General features: G+C 55.1%; 14 protein-coding genes. 5 read left to right on the plus strand and 9 right to left on the minus strand.

Annotated elements, in window-relative coordinates; all coding sequences use genetic code 11:
- Positions 1-19: 19 nt before the first annotated feature.
- The 3 genes from JRF57_11020 to JRF57_11030 all read right to left on the minus strand — a co-directional run bounded on the left by JRF57_11020 (position 20) and on the right by JRF57_11030 (position 5,829).
- Positions 20-1,210, minus strand: coding sequence for a reductive dehalogenase (locus tag JRF57_11020; GenBank protein ID MBW2304230.1), 1,191 nt, complete (start codon positions 1,208-1,210; stop codon positions 20-22).
- A gap of 557 nt (positions 1,211-1,767) precedes the next feature.
- Entirely contained in the window at positions 1,768-4,389 is a 2,622-nt protein-coding gene (clpB, locus tag JRF57_11025; GenBank protein ID MBW2304231.1) for an ATP-dependent chaperone ClpB, read from the minus strand.
- A gap of 321 nt (positions 4,390-4,710) precedes the next feature.
- Positions 4,711-5,829 (minus strand): GAF domain-containing protein, encoded by a 1,119-nt coding sequence (locus tag JRF57_11030; protein ID MBW2304232.1) that lies wholly within the window; start codon positions 5,827-5,829, stop codon positions 4,711-4,713.
- A 1,159-nt stretch (positions 5,830-6,988) separates the two neighbouring features.
- On the opposite strand from JRF57_11030, the gene JRF57_11035 reads away from it, so the two are divergent.
- The 5 genes from JRF57_11035 (at position 6,989) to JRF57_11055 (ending at position 13,640) form a co-directional block, all read left to right on the plus strand.
- Complete coding sequence (locus tag JRF57_11035; protein MBW2304233.1) at positions 6,989-7,543, plus strand: transglycosylase SLT domain-containing protein; 555 nt, start codon at positions 6,989-6,991, stop codon at positions 7,541-7,543.
- A 244-nt stretch (positions 7,544-7,787) separates the two neighbouring features.
- Entirely contained in the window at positions 7,788-8,684 is an 897-nt protein-coding gene (locus JRF57_11040) for a phosphoribosylaminoimidazolesuccinocarboxamide synthase (GenBank protein ID MBW2304234.1), read from the plus strand.
- Between the two features lie 416 nt (positions 8,685-9,100).
- Positions 9,101-9,739, plus strand: a complete 639-nt coding sequence (gene grpE, locus JRF57_11045; protein ID MBW2304235.1) for a nucleotide exchange factor GrpE — start codon at positions 9,101-9,103, stop codon at positions 9,737-9,739.
- 26 nt (positions 9,740-9,765) lie between these two features.
- Positions 9,766-11,664, plus strand: a complete 1,899-nt coding sequence (gene dnaK / locus JRF57_11050) for a molecular chaperone DnaK (protein MBW2304236.1) — start codon at positions 9,766-9,768, stop codon at positions 11,662-11,664.
- A complete protein-coding gene (locus JRF57_11055) occupies positions 11,661-13,640 on the plus strand; it encodes a penicillin-binding protein activator (GenBank protein ID MBW2304237.1) in 1,980 nt (659 codons plus the stop codon). Before dnaK ends, JRF57_11055 begins: the two co-directional genes overlap by 4 nt.
- A 73-nt stretch (positions 13,641-13,713) precedes the next feature.
- On the opposite strand, the gene tatC is transcribed toward JRF57_11055, so the two are convergent.
- The 6 genes from tatC to alr are packed head-to-tail and all read right to left on the minus strand — an operon-like array spanning position 13,714 to position 18,852.
- Positions 13,714-14,472 (minus strand): twin-arginine translocase subunit TatC, encoded by a 759-nt coding sequence (tatC, locus tag JRF57_11060; GenBank protein ID MBW2304238.1) that lies wholly within the window; start codon positions 14,470-14,472, stop codon positions 13,714-13,716.
- The gene (gene tatB, locus JRF57_11065; GenBank protein MBW2304239.1) at positions 14,462-14,833 is read right to left on the minus strand and encodes a twin-arginine translocase subunit TatB; all 372 of its coding nucleotides are present in this window, start codon (positions 14,831-14,833) and stop codon (positions 14,462-14,464) included. Before tatB ends, tatC begins: the two co-directional genes overlap by 11 nt.
- Positions 14,834-14,867: 34 nt before the next feature.
- A complete protein-coding gene (locus JRF57_11070) occupies positions 14,868-15,326 on the minus strand; it encodes an N-acetyltransferase (protein MBW2304240.1) in 459 nt (152 codons plus the stop codon).
- 14 nt (positions 15,327-15,340) lie between these two features.
- The gene (locus JRF57_11075; protein MBW2304241.1) at positions 15,341-16,030 is read right to left on the minus strand and encodes an SPOR domain-containing protein; all 690 of its coding nucleotides are present in this window, start codon (positions 16,028-16,030) and stop codon (positions 15,341-15,343) included.
- Positions 16,031-16,048: 18 nt separating this feature from the next.
- On the minus strand, positions 16,049-17,728 hold the full coding sequence (locus JRF57_11080; protein MBW2304242.1) for an arginine--tRNA ligase: 1,680 nt from the start codon (positions 17,726-17,728) through the stop codon (positions 16,049-16,051).
- Entirely contained in the window at positions 17,725-18,852 is a 1,128-nt protein-coding gene (gene alr / locus JRF57_11085; GenBank protein ID MBW2304243.1) for an alanine racemase, read from the minus strand. Before alr ends, JRF57_11080 begins: the two co-directional genes overlap by 4 nt.
- Between the last annotated feature and the right edge of the window lie 292 nt (positions 18,853-19,144).

The raw sequence follows: 19,144 nt of genomic DNA on the forward strand, positions 1-19,144 counted from the left end.
CCGATTTGGTTGTTGAGGCTCAAGGCCTGTTGTCGCCCCGCTCCCCGGCCCGATCCGGGATCCTGATCCGGCCGTCCTCCATGACCTCCAGGTCGAACCACCATTTGTTCTCCAATTTAGGCTCTCCGTATCCCAGAAGATCATCTCCCCACACGGCGAACCTTCTCGTTGGAGGGATATTCCTCATGGACCATTGGACAAACCGGTGAAAGGGAGTGAAGGGCTTGTTCCATGGGCATACGTTGATACATACCCCGCAACTGGATCCTGTTTTGTTACCGACCCGCTGCTTGGTGCACCTCTCCGAGTCATTAGCCCATTTTTCATATCCGTTGTGGATCTCCTTTGCGTCAGCCCCGAAGGGAATCGAGCCCGAGGGGCAATACTTGGCGCATTTCCCGCACTTAGAACAGAAGTCCTGGAGGCCGAAATCAATGGGCTTGTCCACGGCAAGGGGCATGTCGGTAGTAACGACCGCCGCCTTGAAACGCGTTCCGAGGAAGGGGTTGAGCACGATATCTCCCACGCGGCACATCTCCCCAAGACCGGCCCAGAGGAGAATGGGGGGAACCACCACCTGGTAATTGCGGGCATGATGGGCCCTGGCGGGATAGCCCAGCCTCCGGATGTATTCGGCCAGAATACATGCGATAAACCCTGAGGTGGAATAGGAGATAAAACTCATGGAGGCGCTGATCCAGTCGTTCCCAACGGCCGCCTCTGCGGTCCTCCAGTCCTGATCGATCAAGATGGCTATCGCATATTTGTGTTCAAGCACCACCTCTTCCCCGGATGGGAAAGAATGACTGTAGACGGCATAGGGCGGCAGTTCACAGATTCCTACCAGATCGGCCCGCAGAAAATAGGCGGTCTGCTTGATATGGCGTGCCAGGATCTTCGGATCATCCGGGAGGGGGGCCTTGTGTTCGGATGCAATTCCATCCACGATGTCTTTGAGGTGTCCCGACATCCAGGCCAGGGCCCCCGAGAGGGGATACTTTCCGACAAAACGCTCCACCTCCTTTTGGAAGTGCGGGCCGAAATCCCCCCTGCGGCACCGGTTGAAGCCGCTATCCCGCTCATCCACCCTGCGGATCTCCTCTTCGCGAATCTCAGTGGTGGGTCGGTCAACCCTTTTCAGGACCTCCACGGGGTAGGGGTCCAATTTGTTCCCATTGAAGGCCCGTTGATAGGTCGTCACGATCGTCATCCGTGAAATTCCCTCCTCCCTTAGGGGTCTTCGTCGGGTCTTCCCGACCAGGCCCCCTTTCTTTGATTCACACCACCTGGATTTCTTTTATTCAATTTGAATGCCAAAACATTCGACGGTGTTATCCAGGTGACCTTCAGTAACCTGTTTTACCCGACCCATGAAAAGAATTTCTTTCCCAAGGGGAGTAAAGATCCAGAATCATCCCGGAATGACCGGGGATTCTCCATTCCTTCTTCCTCCATGGCAAGGAGTCTGGAAACAATAGTGAAACCTTGAGCCCTCCCCCGGGCCCTATTTCGGAAATCCGGTACCCCAAACATATCTTCGCTATGCTTCATCAATATTTTGACATTTGCAAAATATTGGTGAAGCGAAACGACATTTTGTCGCCAATCTCTGGATATAAATGACCAGAAAAAAAACAGGAGACCCTATAAGGATCCCCTGTTTTTTTTACTCCACGACCTGGCCTTTTTTAAAAGGTCTTACACCGCTCCCGGGATCTCTCCAGAGACCCGCAACGTTACCGGTTCACTAGAGATCAGGACTCCGGGCTACCTATCTGAATCCTGCTGTTCGGATGATCCGGGATTGGTCACAAAGACGATCTCGTCTCCTCTGGCGTCCACGGTCACATGGTCGCCCTCCCGGATGCTCCCTTCCAGGATTTTCATGGCCAGCTTGTCCTGAATGAGACGCTGGATGCTCCTTTTGAGGGGTCGGGCACCATATACAGGGTCAAAACCCACCTTTGCGAGCAAGGTCCTGGCCTCGTCCGTGAGTTCCAGGGTAATCTTGGACTCCGCCAACCGCCCGGCCAGGTATCCGATCTGGATATCCACGATCTTTTTGATCTCTTCTATCCCCAGGGGGTTGAAGAGTATGATTTCATCGATACGGTTCAGGAACTCCGGCCGGAAGGTATTCCTGAGGGCCTCCATGACCCGCTTTTCCATTTCCTTGTCATCCCTCCCCGCCATCTCCTGGATCCATTGGCTCCCGACATTCGATGTCATGATCAGGACCGTGTTCTTGAAATCCACCGTACGGCCCTTTCCGTCGGTCATCCGGCCGTCATCCAGGATCTGGAGAAGGATATTGAAAACGTCGGGATGTGCCTTCTCGATCTCGTCAAAGAGGATCACGGAATAGGGATGACGCCTGACGGCCTCCGTGAGGTATCCCCCCTCGTCGTAGCCGACGTAACCCGGAGGCGCCCCGATGAGTCGGGCCACGGAATGCCGTTCCATGTATTCGGACATGTCGATCCGCACCATGTACTGCTCGTCGTCGAAAAGGAATTCCGCAAGGGCACGGGCCAGCTCAGTCTTGCCCACGCCCGTGGGTCCCATAAAGATGAAAGAGCCGATGGGTCGGTTCGGGTCCTGGAGCCCTGAACGCGCCCGGCGAACCGCGTTCGCCACCGCCTCGATCCCTTTCCGCTGCCCGACGACTCGCTTCTCCAGGCGTTCTTCCATCTTGATCAGTTTTTCCCGTTCTCCCTCCATGAGCCTGGAGACGGGGATATTGGTCCACTTGGCCACCACCTCAGCGATATCCTCGCTGTCCACCTCTTCCTTGAGCATTTTCCGGTCGGCCTGAAGCTCCGCAAGGCGCTTGTTTTCCTCCTCGAGGCGCTTCTCAAGCTCGATGAGTTTACCGTACTTCAATTCAGCCGCCCTTGAGAGGTCTCCCTCCCTTTCCGCCAGTTGGGCCTCGGTTCGCGTGGTTTCAAGCTGCTCCTTTATTTCCCGGATCTTTCCAATCGCCTCCTTCTCCTTTTTCCAGTGGGCGATCATCTCCTCCACCTCACTTTTGAGGGCCGCGAGTTCCTGGTCGAGCTTCTCCAGCCGATCCTTGGAGGCCTGATCCTTCTCCTTTTTCAGGGCCTCCCGCTCGATCTCCAACTGGGTGATCTTCCGCTGAACATCGTCGATTTCAGCCGGCATGCTGTCGATCTCGATCCTGAGCCGGGAAGTGGCCTCGTCGATGAGGTCGATGGCCTTGTCAGGGAGGAACCGGTCGGTGATATACCGGTGAGACAGGGTGGCGGCCGCAACCAGGGCCGAATCCTTGATGCGCACCCCGTGATGAACCTCGTACTTCTCCTTCAAGCCCCGCAGGATGGAGATGGTATCCTCCACTGTGGGTTCTTCGACCATGACCGGCTGAAACCTACGCTCCAGGGCCGCATCCTTCTCGATGTACTTCCTGTATTCCTTGATCGTGGTGGCACCCACGCACCTCAATTCTCCCCGGGCCAAGGCGGGCTTAAGCATATTGGAGGCATCCACCGCTCCCTCAGCTGCTCCTGCACCCACCAGGGTATGCATCTCGTCGATGAACAGGATGATTTCCCCTTGGGCGTCCACGACCTCCTTGAGGACCGCCTTGAGCCGGTCCTCGAATTCTCCCCGGTACTTGGCCCCTGCAACGAGCGCCCCAATATCCAGGGCGACCACCCGCTTGTCTTTCAGGGTTTCCGGAACATCACCCTGGACGATCCTCTGGGCCAATCCCTCCACGATGGCTGTCTTGCCCACTCCGGGTTCACCGATGAGTACGGGGTTGTTCTTGGTCCTGCGGGAGAGGACCTGGATGATCCGCCGAATCTCGTCGTCCCTCCCGATCACGGGATCCAGATCCCCTTTCCTGGCAATGGCCGTCAGATCCCGGCTGAAGCGTTCAAGGGCCTGGTACTTGTCTTCAGGGTTCGGGTCAGTGACCCGCTGACCGCCCCGGATATCCACCAGTACCTTCAGGATGCTGTCCCGGGTGATCCCGGCGGCGGCGAGGATCCCGGCGACCTCTCCTTCCTTGTCCTCCGTAGCCGCCAGCAGGATGTGTTCCAGGCTCACGTATTCGTCCTTCATGTTCTCGGCCTCTTCAAAGGCCCGGTCCAAGAGCGCCTTGGTCCTCGGAGAAATGTAGACCTGCCCGTAGCCTGAGCCGGAGACCCTGGGCATTTTTTCCAAAGCGCCGTCTAATTCACGGATGATCCGCTCCTGGCTGGCGCCTATCTTTCCCACAAGGGGCGGTATCACCCCTTCCTTTTGATCCATGGTCTCCCGGAGCAGGTGCTCCGGCTCAATCTGTTGGTGCCCCATCTTCTCAGCGAGTTGCTGGGCCCCCTGGATCACTTCTTGTGTTTTCAAAGTAAATCGATCAAACCGCATGTTTCATTTCCTCCTCGGTCCAACCGAAGGTGAATAGATCATGAAATCAAAACTCCTATACCCACATCCTACCAGTAAGGCTGTCCTTATCCGCCTTTTCGGTTGGAACGCATTTTCTCTAATTATAAGGTAATATTACTCAAATTAAGAGCAACCAATAAAATGTCAACAGATATTTTATGTTTTTTCTAACATTCCGATACCTGATCCATGAAAGAATCTTCGTGGCATCCCTTTCAAAGGGATATCCTGGAGTCAAGTTAAGTCCGTCTATGAGGCCTTTCAAGGGTTCCGGCCCCCTCCACCCACGGCCCAATCATTCTATTCGTCCAAGTCCTGGTTCCGGGTAATGGCCGATACCTTTTTCTCCAGGAGTTTCACCTCTTCCACGATGATTCCCAGGTAGGTTTTCCGGGGATCATCGTCCGGCGTCCTCTCATAGAGGCGCCTTGAAAATCCTCCCACGACGGTCAGAGAATTTCTGAGCTCGTGTGCGACCCGGTTCGCCATCCGACCCTGAGAGGCCTGTTTTTCAGCCTCAATCAACTGCCGGGTGCGTTCCTCCAATTTTTTGGTCCTTTCCCGCACCTTTTCTTCAAGGGCTTGGGTGGAAGCGTAAGTCTCGCCGTAGACTCTTGAAATTCGGATAGCAATACCTGCCTGGTTGGCGATTGTGGAAATGACGTCATTGAAACGGGGATGGAAATAATTCTTCTTTTTCGAATAGGTGCCCAGGACCCCGATTGTGCTCCCTTCAACGATGATCGGGGTCACGGCAAAGGAACCCACTTCACCGCCCTCTGCGAGCCGGACGGCAAGATCCCTGTCTATCTTTTCCGTATCGTTTACGATGATGATCCTGCCGGTAAGAAAACACTCCCCCGAAGGAGTTGAAAGGGAGGGCTTTTGGTTCGATTCCCTCAAACCGGCCTTATCCAGGCCCCTCTGGCTTTTGATCTTCAGGATCCCGTCTTCCGAAAGGAGGAGGATGGCGCAGGCGTCTAGCCTGAACTCCTTCATCAGAAGGGAAACGATGGCGTCCAGGACCTGATCCAGGTGAAGAAGAGAAGAGACGAAACTCGATATCTCGAAGAGAATACGCAATTTCTGCTCGTCCTCTCTCAAGCGTCTGGAGATACGAGCGCCCGACTTCTCGATAGATCCCTCCCCGTTTTTCTCTCTCTTCCTCTTCCGCTCCAGACCCCCTTGCTCGATAGCAGCCAACAGGGCCAGGGTACGTTGCTTCGTCTCCCTGGCGAAATACCGGGCCAGGGTACGGGAGATCCACAGTATGAAAAGACCGTCCAACCCAAGGAAAAAATAGAAAAGGAGGGGTTTTCGGACTTCAAGGAAAGAAAAACGGACCAACAGCAAGAAAGGAGATACGGCCAAAAAAAGGATAAAGAGGTGGGACAAAAGGAGTTTGGTGCGTTGGGTCATGCGGGCCCCCGCTCAGCAAACGGCTTCAAGTTCCATGAAGCAACCATTGGGGTATGTCGACCCCTTAATTAGGCTACCGGAAGCGGGGAATGAATTCAAGGGCGCAAAACTGGGGAAGACATTCTTTCATTGGACCCAACAGGGCCCTGTGCGGCATTCGTGGGCCAGCGGTTTGGGAATCAAGTCGGTTGATTTTTCATGCTTCTTGAGATAAATATAACCTGAAGATTTCCTGGGGATTTCCGTGGTTCCGAGGCGAGGCACATTCCCCATGCTTTCCTCCTCCCCCTTGCGGTCAAGATTCGGCCGGATTAAAATGGATCAAATTCTCTTCAGCCTGGGCCGAAGGCCCCGCCTGTTATTGGCCCTAATCCTTCTTGGGCTTCCCTTTTTCCCCTCCTCCGCTCAAGGGGAATACTCCCTCCTCAGCAGGCTCATCATCGATTATAATATCCGCGCATTGAGCAGCAGCCTCACGGAGGGTTCTTACCATGGGGAGGAGGGAATCCTCCGGATCCTGCCGGAAGCGGCTCGTTCCCTTGGAATGAAGGTTCTTATAAACGAAGATTACAAAGCGGCCAAGAGCCAATTAAAAAGGGCCCAAACGGCCCTGGAACGAGCCAAGAAACACATGTCCTCGAACCGGAACGAGCTTGCACCGGGCTACCATACCAGGCGAATCCTCGAAGAATTCCTGAGGTACCGGGAATCAATTGAATCCGCCAGGGCCCGGTTTTTATCTTACAGGCAAAAGCTGAATCCCGGGGTGGACGATAGGCTCAACAGGGAAATAGCCGCCAAGGCCATGGAAAAGCTTTTCCAAAGGTGTCTGAAGGAGACAGGTTATTCATTGAGAGACGCCCTGGGCCGTTTTTTCAACTTTTGCCTGGAGCCCGGTGACAAACAGGCCACCCTGACCACAGAAAACATATCTTTTGTCAACGAGATCTTCCGTAGGTACGTGGCGACGGCTCCACCGGAGTTATTGGCAGGCCTTGACCTGGACAGGGATCTGGATCACGCTGATCCGATCAAGCCCCGGCCATGGAAAAGGCTCCTCAAACGTGAAAGATTCGCCTTCGCCTCTGAGCTGGAATCGGCCTTTGAAAAATTCAAGGACAGGGAGCACCCGGTCGATCCCTTGCTATTTTTGGCCCTCATGCGAAGGGAATCCAGGTTTGATCCCCGGGCCGTATCATCGGTGGGGGCGGTTGGACTCACACAAATCATGCACCAAACGGCACGGCGGCTCGGGATGAAAAGCCTTTTCGTCCCTCCGTACCTCGATAAGGCCCTGGACCTTCACAGGAAGGCCCGGAGGCAACGGCAACAGGCCATGGAAGCCCTTTTTATGATCCACACAGGGGATGATCTTCGCCACGCAAGGGAGGCGAGGAATCTCATGCAACGTTCCCTGGAACTTGAAAAGAAAAAGGATCGGCTCTTCAAGAAATACCGGCATGAACTCCTGGACGGCAAAAAGGACGACCGTCTGGTGCCCTCCAGGGCCATCGAATTCGGCCTCATGTATTTCAGCCGGCTGTTGAGGGCCCAGGAAGGGGATATCAGCCTCGCCCTGGCCTCTTACAACGCAGGTCCCCACCGGGTCAAGAAATACGGTGGAATCCCACCTTTCGCTGAAACGGTTCATTTCCGCAATCAAGTCCTTCGATATTACCGGGAATATCTTCAAAAAATGAAAGGCCTGATGTAAACAAGGAAAAGAGAAGGGAAAGAGACCGTTTTGACTTGATTTCGGAAAGGATCCTTGTATACTGCCCGGAATTTTTCCACCCCCTTTCAGAAAGGCCTCCTCCCGGGCAGGAGGCCGCAAAAACGGGCTTTAAAGTGGAAAAACTCCAAACATTCTCAATCACCTCTGATCATGTACGACCTGCTTCCCGGGAAGAAACGGGGCGGTCAGTGTTTCCATTTCCAGATTTTTCAAGGAGGTTCAGATGACGGGTCAAATCCTATCCGAATCGCGTTTTGAAGACCTTGATCTTCTTAAAAGGGGAAAGGTAAGAGATGTCTATGAGGTGGACGGCCGCCTGTTGATCGTCGCCAGTGACCGGATCTCCGCCTTCGACGTGGTCATGGAAGACCCCATTCCCGATAAGGGCAAGATCCTTACCCAGCTCTCCCTGTTTTGGTTCGACTATCTCGGGGACATCGTGGAAAACCATGTCGTTTCCACCAATCCGGAGGAATACCCCCCTCCCTGCAGGAAATACGCCCGGGAACTCGAGGGCCGAAGCATGCTGGTCCAAAGGGCGGAACCTCTTCCAGTTGAATGTATTGTCAGGGGATACCTGTCCGGATCCGGGTGGAAAGAGTACCAGGCCAAGGGGAGTATCTGCGGAATTCCACTGCCCCCAGGACTCCGCGAATCGGAGGAACTTCCTGAACCCATCTTTACCCCTTCCACCAAAGCGGAGAAGGGGATTCATGACGAAAACATCTCCTTCGAAGAGGTTGAAGCCCTCCTGGGAAAAGAGGATGCCGAGAAAATCCGGGAACTCAGTCTGGCCCTCTACCGGGCCGGAAGGGATTTTGCAGCCCAACGGGGTATCATCATCGCCGATACAAAGTTCGAGTTCGGGAGAAAGGACGGGCGCATCATTCTCATCGACGAGGTCCTGACCCCTGACTCCTCCCGCTTCTGGCCCATGGACACCTATAGCCCCGGCGCTTCCCAGCAGAGTTTTGACAAGCAATTCGTGAGGGACTATCTGGAGGGCCTTGATTGGCCCAAGACCCCTCCTCCGCCCAGACTTCCTCCCCGTATTATCGAAAAGACCCGGGAGAAATACCTGGAGGCGCTGAAAAGGCTCACGGGCCATGGACTGCTCTAGCAGAGGCCGTTTAAAAACTACTGAGCTTGCTGATGCTCGGGTTGAAATGAGGCTCAAAATGCTCATTTACCAGATGGTGTCCATCCATAAATGAGAAAATTTGTGCAAGGTCAAGCCTCCGGCCCGTAAGGCCTACGCCCCGGAGGGGAAAAAGGGCCTTTCCGGTGTCGCCCCGGGATCCCATCCGAAAAAGGGCCGAAGGAGCCCTTCTTCCAAACCGATGAGCCAAAGAGGCTTCCATCGCTCCTCCTATCCTCACAAATACAGGGAAAACGGCTCAAAAACCTGCGCCTCTCCGCCTTGACAAAGGCAGGGCCGATGCTTAAGGTATGTCATAACTGTTTGGTGTGTATCATCCTGAAATCACTTCAATTCGAGTTCAGTCCACCATAGACGGGTTATTCCGAGGCCGAGATATGACCGAAAAGAAAGAAGACAAGGACATCAAGATTACCATCAATCATGATGTCTCCCGGCAACAGTCGGAAAGGGAGGAACAGGAGCCGGAGAAAAAACCGCCTGAGGAGATGTCCAAGGAAGAGTTGATCGAGAGGTTGAAGGGCCTTGAGGAGGAGAAATCCAGGATCTTCGACCTCTATCTCCGGGCACAGGCGGAAATGGAGAACCTCAAGAAGAGGACCAAAAAAGAAAAAGAGGACTGGCGAAAGTATGCCAACGAGTCCCTCATCAAGGAGATCCTGCCGGTCATGGACAATCTCGAAAAGGCGGTCTCCCACTCCGGCGATGAAAATTCCATGGACGCTTTGAAACAGGGGGTTGAACTGACCCTGAAGGGGCTCAAGGATTGCCTGAAAAAATTCGGATTGGAAGAAGTGAAGGCCGAAGGGGAGCCCTTTGATCCATGTTACCACGAAGCGGTCTCGGAGGGAGAGGACGACACCGTCAAACCCGGCACTGTGATCCATCAACTCCAGAAAGGATACATCCTCAATGAACGCCTGATCCGTCCCGCCATGGTGGTTGTAAGCAAGGGTGGGGGAGACGACACACCCGACCAGGAGGATGCATCAAATAAGATATGTGAAAATAAATAAGTGCGGCACTTTTCAAGGAGGTAAAAATGGGGAAAATAATCGGTATCGATCTTGGGACGACCAATTCGTGCGTGGCGGTGATGGAAGGGGGAGATCCCGTGGTAATAGCCAATTCGGAGGGAAGCCGAACGACACCCTCTATCGTGGCCTTCAATGAAAAGGGGGAGAGGCTCGTAGGGCAGATCGCCAAACGTCAGGCTATTACCAACCCTGAAAACACGATATTCGGTGTCAAACGGCTCATCGGGCGCAAATTCGACTCGAGCGAGGTCCAAAATGACATCAAGGTGCTCCCCTACAAGATCACCAAGGCGGCCAATGGGGACGCACAGGTGGAGGTGAGAGGCAAGGCATACAGTCCTGCTGAGATCTCTTCCATCATTCTTCAAAAGATGAAGCAGACCGCCGAGGACTACCTTGGTGAGAAGGTGACGGAGGCCGTCATTACGGTCCCCGCATATTTCAACGACAGCCAGAGGCAGGCCACAAAGGATGCGGGCCGGATTGCAGGTCTCAATGTATTGCGTATCATCAACGAGCCCACTGCGGCTTCCCTCGCCTACGGCCTGGACAAAAAAGGGGACAAAAAAATCGCCGTGTTCGACCTGGGCGGAGGGACCTTCGATATTTCCATCCTGGAGATCGGTGAAGGCGTCTTTGAAGTAAAGTCCACCAACGGTGACACCCACTTGGGAGGTGAAGACTTCGACCTGAGGATCGTCGACTACCTAGCCGACGAGTTCATGAAGGACCAGGGGATCGATCTCAGGAAGGACAAGATGGCACTCCAGAGGCTGAAGGAGGCTGCTGAAAAGGCCAAGATGGAGTTGTCCGGGGCCCAGGAGACGGATATCAACCTTCCATTCATCACGGCGGATGCCAGCGGACCCAAGCACCTGAACATCAAATTGAGCCGGGCCAAGCTGGAGGCCCTGGTGGACGATCTCATCGAAAAGGTGGTGGGTCCATGTAACATCGCCCTCAAGGATTCCGGACTCTCAGCAGGGGAGATCGACGAGGTGATCCTGGTGGGCGGAATGACCCGGATGCCTAAGGTCCAGCAGAAAGTCAAGGAGATCTTTGGGAAAGAGCCCAGCAAGGGTGTCAACCCTGACGAAGTGGTGGCCATCGGCGCCGCTATCCAGGGTGGTGTACTCAAAGGAGAGGTCAAGGACGTTCTGCTCTTGGACGTCACACCCCTGTCCCTTGGAATCGAAACCCTGGGAGGGGTGTTCACCAAATTGATCGAGAAAAACACCACCATTCCCACCAAGAAAAGCCAGATCTTCTCCACGGCCGCTGACAACCAGCCGGCTGTAGAGATCCATGTTCTTCAAGGGGAGCGGGAGATGGCCGCTGACAACAAGACCCTCGGTCGCTTTCAACTCGTGGGCATTCCACCGGCTCCCCGCGGTGTGCCGCAGATCGAGGTTACCTTCGATATCGACGCGAACGGTATCGTGAACGTCTCGGCCAAGGACATGGGAACCGGGAAGGAGCAGTCCATCAAGATCACGGCATCGAGCGGTCTGTCCGAGGAAGAAATCCAGCGACTCGTTAAAGACGCCGAGATGCATCAGGAGGAGGACCGCAAGAAAAGAGAACTGGTGGACGCCAGGAACATGGCTGATTCCTTGATCTATTCCACCGAGAAATCCATCAAGGAGGCGGGGGACAAGCTCGACGCCTCGGCCAAGGCGGAAATCGACCGGGCGATAGAAAACCTTCGCAAGGCCATGGAGACGGATAACACCGAGGAGATCAAGCGGCTCTCCGACGAGTTGACCCAGGCCTCCCACAAGCTCGCCGAGGCCATGTATGCCAAGGCGTCCCAGGAACAGGCAGGTCAACAGCAATCCGGGGGAACCGAGCCTTCCAAGGATGAAGATGTGGTCGACGCGGATTTCGAGGAAGTGAACAAGTGAGAACCGCTTTCATGCGATTCAAAGGGGCTGTCCCCGTCCTGTTAATCGGGGCGGCCCTTTTCCTATGGGGATGCGGGGGGCCCAAGGTGGCGGTGGAGCCTCTCCCCGTCAAAGAGGATCCCCGCATCCTTTTCTCAAGGGCAGAGGAAAGCTTCCATGAGGGGAGGTATGATCAGGCCCTTGAAGAATACCGACTTTATCTGGAAAAATACCCCGGCGCAGAGCAGGCGGGAACCGCCCTTTACCGGATGGCCCGGATCAATGACCAACTCAGCCGATATAAAACCGCCCTGCCCCTCTACCTCAGGCTGACCCGGGATTTTCCTGCCTTCTCAAGGCGACCCGACATCCAGTTCCGTGTAGCCGAGCTCTATTACCGTCTCGGGGATTATGACCGGTGTAAATCGACGGCCCTCGAATGGCTCGTTAAATACCGGGAAGATCCACTCCGAAAAAACGTCTTCCTGCTGCTGGCCGGTTGCGCCCAGGTCTTGGGGAATATTCCGGATACGGCCTTCTGGTGGATCAAGGCTGCCGGAGTTCCGGGGCTTTCCCCTGATGAAAAACAGAGCCTCGCTGAGAAGATCACCGGTCTTATCCGGGAGAGCACCCTGGAGGACCTCCAGAAAATGGCAGAGGGAGCCGAAGGGACCCCCTTTGCCCCCCACATCTACCACCGTCTCGCCGAACTCTTTCTCGAAAAGCGGGACCTCCAAAATGCCCGCAAAGCAGCCATGGCCCTTGTTCGTTCCACCCCCGAGCAATCATGGGTGTCACTCGGACGCCGGATCTTGGATCGTGTCGAAGCAGAATTGTCAGTGAAGCCGGGGGCCATAGGATGCCTCTTGCCCTTGAGCGGTCCCTTCGCCATTTACGGCCAGGAAGTGCTCAACGGCATACTGCTCGGGATGAACCTATTCAATGACTCGGGGGAGAATCAGGGAATCGAGCTGATCATCAAGGACACAGCCGGGAAGCCCGAAAGGGCCGCCTCCATGATCCAGGATCTTGCGGAAAGAGGGAAGGTCATAGCCGTCATCGGTCCCCTTGCAAGCAAACCCGCCCTGGCTGCCGCCGGAAAAGCCCAAGAATTGGGGGTGCCGCTTATAACCCTGACCCAGGCCGACGATATCACATCGCGAGGAGAGATGGTATTCCGAAACTTCCTCACCCCCAAAAAAGAGGTCCGGAGGATCGTGGACAAGGCCGTTTATGAACTGGGAATGACCCATTTCGGCATCTTATATCCCGAGACACCTTACGGACGGGTACTGATGAACCTTTTCTGGGACAGGGTGGAGGCCCTCGGTGGGAGCATCATGGCAGTTGAGTCCTATGATCCCAGGGAGACCGACTTCGCCGCCCAGATCAAAAAGATGGTGGGACTTTACTATCCCAGACCTGAATCCGTGAAACGAATGCTCAGGGAAAAAAAGGCGCTAGAGGGGAATGAAAAAAACATGGAAGAAGAGGATGGGGAGAAAAAGGAGGAGCCTGAGCCCATTGTAGATTTCGAGGCCGTCTTCATTCCCGACAACTATCAGCAGGTGGCCCTTATCGCCCCACAATTTCCCTTCAACAACGTATTCAATATCCGGTTCCTTGGTACCAGCCTCTGGCAATCTCCGGAACTCATTGATCAGGCGGGAGAATACATCCAGGGAGCACTCTTTCCAACCGGTTTCTTCCCCGGGGAAGATGACGAAAAGGTCGAAAAATTCGTAACACGTTACAAGACCGACTTCGAGGCCGAACCCGGCATCCTGGCGGCCACGGGGTACGATACCATCCGGATCGTAAAACAGGTGCTCCATGAGACCCCTATCCGGACCAGGGAAGATTTCAGGAAAGGTCTTCTCTCCTCAGAAGGGCTCGACGGCCTGACTGGGAAAATCGCCTTCGACCCCCAGGGTGAAGTCCTGAAGGAACCCCTCTTGTTAACGGTTTCAGGGAAACATTTCATCGTTGCCCCTTAGCCCATCCATAGGCTTTTGTCCGCCTATAACGACGGCTGTCCTTACGGGCGGGTGGGGAGTTACAATCTCTACGTCAATTCTTTTTCTCTCCGGATGATTCCTCCTTTTTTCTCCTCCTTTTTCCGGCGATTTTAGAGACGACAATTCCTACCTCATAGAGAAAAATGAGGGGGCCCGCCATCATGATCTGGGTCACCACGTCCGGGGGGGTCAGGATTGCGGCCATGACAAAGGTGAGCAGTATGGCATACTTTCGTTTCTGCTTCAGGAAATCGCTCGTCACCACACCCATCCTGGCCAAGAAGTAAATCACGACCGGCAGCTCAAAGATCAGGCCGAAGGCGAAAAGGAGCTTGATGGCGAAAGAAAAATAGAGCTTTACCGAGGGCATGGCCTGGATGTACTCGTTGGCGAACCCCATGAAAAACTTGAACCCGAAGGGGAATACCACGAAATACCCGAAAAGAGCTCCGCCGACAAACAGGATCGTGGAGAAGATCACAAAGGGAATGACGAGTTTCTTTTCCTTCTGATAGAGACCTGGGGCGACAAAAAGCCAGATCTGGTAAAAGATGTATGGAGCAGCCAGGAGAATGCCCGCCACAAAAGCAGTCTTGAGGTAGGTGAAAAACATCTCCGGAAGGCTGGTGAAAATCAGCTTGTCCCCCTCGGCCATGTTCTCTTTCAAGGGCAGGACGAGGATTTCAAAGAGCCTTTCTGAAAAAAAATAGCAGACAGCGAAACCTATCCCAGCGGCGATGGCCGAGGAGATGAGTCTCTTTCTCAATTCCTCCAGGTGACTGAGAAAGGGCTGCTTCTCATCAGGATCCATTCTTCTCCTTCTCCTCCTCGCCTTCTTCTTCGGGGGGAGCCTCCGAATCTACCATCGTACCGGGATCACTCCGCCCTTCCTCCCGGTCCGTCTCTTCCGGCGGTTTGCCGTCCCCATCATGGTCGGTCTCTTCCAGGTCCAGGGGTTTTTCCAGCCCGCTTACGGCGTCCGCCAGATCACCCTTGACCTCTTCAATATCCTCATCCAGGTTGAGGCTTTCCTTGATCTCCTGGGTTGCCTTGCGGAACTCAGCCATTCCTTTTCCTAATGCCCTTGCAAGATCGGGGAGTTTACTCGGCCCGATCACTACGAGGGCGATGACCATGATAATCAGCAATTCCGGAAATCCGATGCCGAACATCTCCACCTCCCGGGACCCGGGATCCCTGAGTTAATTACAGTTCAAGGAGCACGGCCGTCTCATCGCAGTCGGGAAACTTGGGACAATGAATGCAATCCGCCCAAATCTTTTGGGGCAACGAGGACTTGGGAACCTCCCTGAATCCAAGCTTCAGGAAGAACCGTGGCACGTAAGTCAGTGCGAAGACCCTCGGCAAACCGAGGCTTCGGGCCTCCTCGATACAGGTCTCCACAAGTCGCTTCCCGTATCCCCTGCCCTGTTGTCCCTTGGTGACGGCAAGGGAACGGATCTCCGCGAGATCCTCCCAGCAAATCCCCAGGGCGCAAGCCCCCAGGATCTCTTCTCTCTGCCCGTCTCCCTGGATCACGAAAAAATCCCTCATGTGATCATAGAGCTCACTGAGTGACCGGGGCAACAGGAGTCCTTGCTGGGCGTAATGGCCCAACAACCCGTGAATGGCCTTAACATCTCCTGTGACGGCCTTTCGTACCATCCTCTCCCACTCTCTCAATCCACACGCGAAACGAATCCCTTAAGCCCTTCCCTTTCCAGAAGCTTCCTGGCATAGCGCTCTGCTTCTTCCCGCGAATGGAAGGTGCCGCATCGAACCCGGAAATAGGTCTTTCCCTTTACGTACGTTTCGCGAAAATAGGCATCGTACCCCTTGGCAATCAGGCGGTCGATCATCTTTTTTGCCCCGAAACGATCCGAAAGGGAAGCCAACTGCACGGTATAGCGCACCCCGCTCCCTGTTCCGTGTCGGGGGGGCGATGGAGAGGGCTTCTGCGAATCCTTTCGGGATACAGTTGGAATTTCATGTTGTTTTTTGGTTCCGGTCCTGCTCTTCCCAGAATCCTTGGTTTCGGACCGTTCCCGCAGCTTCACCTCCTCCCTCATACCGGAAAGCTTTTCGTAGAAGGCCAGCTTGGGATCGGACTCCCTCAGATTCCGCCTGACTTTTTCGCTGTTGCGGTCCTTGCTGACCATCTCCTGGAGCCTGCTGACCTGGCCCTTCAGGTCCGTCAAGGCCGTCACCGCCCCCGGCAGGTATCCACGTCCAACGAAGATTCCCAGGGCAAAAATCCAGGCAAGGAGGAAAAAGAGGCCGAACACCCAGAGGAGCAAAGAAAAAGGGGTGAACTCCAGCCTCAAGGTCTTCTTAGGGCCCTTTCCGGGCTTGGATCCCTTTGCGGTCATGTTCCGCCGGTATTTCGTTTACATCCTCTCGGGTGCGTGAACGCCCAAGAGATTGAGTCCATTATATAACACGATTCGGACCGCCTCGGCCAGGAAAAGCCTTGCCCGGCTGAGGACTGGGTCCATAGGATTCACGATGCGGTTCTCAGGAGTGCGGGTCCCCAGGTTGAAGTACTTGTGAAAGGAGGCCGCGAGTTCCTTGAGATAATAGGTCAAACGGTGGGGTTCCAGGCTCCTGGAAATTTCCTCCAGAAGGGAGGGGAACTCTTCCAGGATTCGGATCAGTGCGAGTTCCTCCTCCAGCACAAGCCTCTCCAGGATATCGTCCGGATTGGAAGGAAGAGAAAGGCCCTCAACCGCCGCCTTCCTGAAAATACTCGATATCCTCGCGTGGGCGTACTGGATGTAGTAAACGGGGTTTTCACTGTCGGTCTTCTTGAAAAGGTCCACGTCGAAATCAATGGGAGAGTCGTGGTTCTTGGTGAGAAAGGCGAAACGTGCCGCATCCACCCCGACCTCGTCCATCACCTCCCGCAGGGAGACATAGCGTCCGGCCCGCTTGGACATCTTTATCTCCCTTCCCTCTTTCCAGAGCTTGACCAATTGAACCAGCAGGACCGAAAGCCAGTCCCGGTCGATCCCGTGGCTTACGAGGGCTGCTTTCATCCTCTGAACGTATCCATGGTGGTCGGCGCCCCAAATGTTCACGGCCCGGGTGAAACCCCGCCGGTACTTGTCCAGATGATAGGCAATGTCCGTTGCAAAATAGGTGTATTCGCCGTCCTGCTTCCGCACAACGCGGTCCTTGTCGTCCCCGAAAAGGGAAGTCTTGATCCAGAGGGCTCCGTCCTCCTCGTAAAGCTGACCATTGCGCTTCGCCGTTTCGAGTGTCTGCTCCAGGAGACCTGAGGCATAGAGTCGGCTTTCGCTGAACCACACGTCAAAGTGGATCCGAAAGTCGGCAAGATCCCGCCTGATCTCCGCAAGAATTTTCTCCTTGCCCCGGTCAGCACAAAGGGCCACCGCCTCCTCGCGGTCCATCACGGAAAGATCGACTTCAGCCGCGATCTCCCGTGCCAGATCCGAGACGTACTCACCATGGTATCCGTTCTCGGGGAAAGGATATTCCGGCTCGGCTTCCTGCCTCCACCGGCTGTAAATGGATTCCCCAAGGAGCTTCACCTGGTTGCCGGCATCATTGATGTAAAATTCACGGCCCACATCGAATCCGGTGAAATCGAGGATCCTGCAAAGAGTATCCCCAAGGGCCGCTCCCCTACCATGTCCCAGGTGTAAGGGACCGGTGGGATTGGCGCTCACGAATTCGATCATGATCTTCTCACCCTTACCCAGGTTGCTCCTGCCGTATTCTTTCCCCTGCTCAATGATCCGTGCCAGGACCTTGTACCACGCCCCCTTCTTTATCCAGAAATTCAGGAACCCGGGGCCCGCGATCTCCGTCCTCTCGACAAATCCGCCCCCTTCCGGGAGATGCTCCACCAGCACGGCTGCGATGTCCCTGGGCGCACGCCCCTGAGAAGAGGCGAGGGTCATGGGCAGGTTGGTCGCAAAATGCCCGTGGTCAGGCCGGTTCGGCACTTCGATCACGTAATCGGGAACGGGAGTTTCCTTCAGGCTTCCGTCCTGGAAGCATTTCTTGAGTGTTTCTTTCAACAATCGATCCAGAGTACTTTTCATTTCACGTATTCCTTCGGGTGGGATTGACCGATAGCGCAAAAGATCTCGTAAGAAATGGTATCCGCCCAGGCGGCCAATTGATCCCCCGTGATACAGTCTTCCCCCTGGCGTCCCAGAAATACCGCCTCCTCCCCCGGTCTTACGGGTTCAAGCCCCGTTACATCGACCATGAGGAGATTCATGCAAACCCTTCCGACAATGGGAGCCCTCCGGCCCCGGATCAGGACCTGCCCCCTGTTGGAAAGACGCCTTGGCAGGCCGTCGCTGTATCCCGCTGAAAGCACGGCGATCTTCCGTTCCCCTTTCGTCTGATAGGTCCTCCCGTAGCTGACAGAGGTCCCCTCCGGCAAGCGGCGCACCTGAAGGATACGGCCAGAAAGTGCCATCACGGGTCTAAGGGTTACTGGCCCCCGGAAATTGGGATCAGGCATGCCACCGTAGAGCATGATACCGGGCCGGACCATCTGGAAATAAGAATCGGGATGGGCCATGACCCCGGCGCTGTTGGCCAGGCTGTTGACCGGCAATTCCAGTCCCAGGGACCGCCCTCTCTGGATCACCTTCCGAAAGAGGGCGATCTGATCTTCGGTGAATTTCCTTGATGGTTCGTCTGCCGATGGAAAGTGGGATGTGAGGCCTTCAGGGATGAGAGAGGGATAGGCCCGGATCTTCTCCAGGAACGCAGCCGCCTCGCCGAGTGAAATACCGAGACGGCCCATGCCTGTATCTACCTTGACCTGGACGGAGATCCTCTTTCCCCGTATCTCGGCCTCCCTTGCTAGGGTTTCCGCCCTTTCCAGGTCGTAGACCACCGGCGTGAGATCGTTTTCCACCACCGCCGCAGCTTCCTCCCCGTTTTCGATGCCGGAAAGAATCACGATGGGGCACCGGATTCCTTTCTCACGCAGGTCCAGGGCCTCCCAGAGGAAGGCCACCCCCAGGCGGTCCACACTGTTGCTCTCCAATGCCCGGGAGACGGTGATCCTCCCGTGCCCGTATGCATCGGCCTTGACCACCCCCATGATCCGGGTTTCCGGACCGACCAACTCCCTGACCTGTTTCAGATTGTAAACAAGCGCGGAGAGATCGATCTTCACCCGATTGTATCGGCCTAACCATTCCATGCTTTGCTCCACCAATGATCGGCGTTCGAATATATATGATGTACCCCACCTTATCAACAGGATTCTTCCCCTTCCTGGAACCGTAAAAAAAAAGGGGGGAGACAGGCAGGGTGTTCAAGGGAGGTGGGGCAGCCCCGCACTGTTAAGAGTTCCACGGGGCTGATCCTGTGCTCCAGGGCACTATTGTCCAAAATAGGATTTGCCGCTCCAAGCAGAGGCTTCGGATTTTCTCCGGAGCGGGCGTATTTCGGCCCTGAATCAGGACAGATGAAGGGCCGAAATCCGCAGTGCC

Source organism: Deltaproteobacteria bacterium (assembly GCA_019310525.1).
Taxonomy (GTDB): domain Bacteria; phylum Desulfobacterota; class DSM-4660; order Desulfatiglandales; family HGW-15; genus JAFDEE01.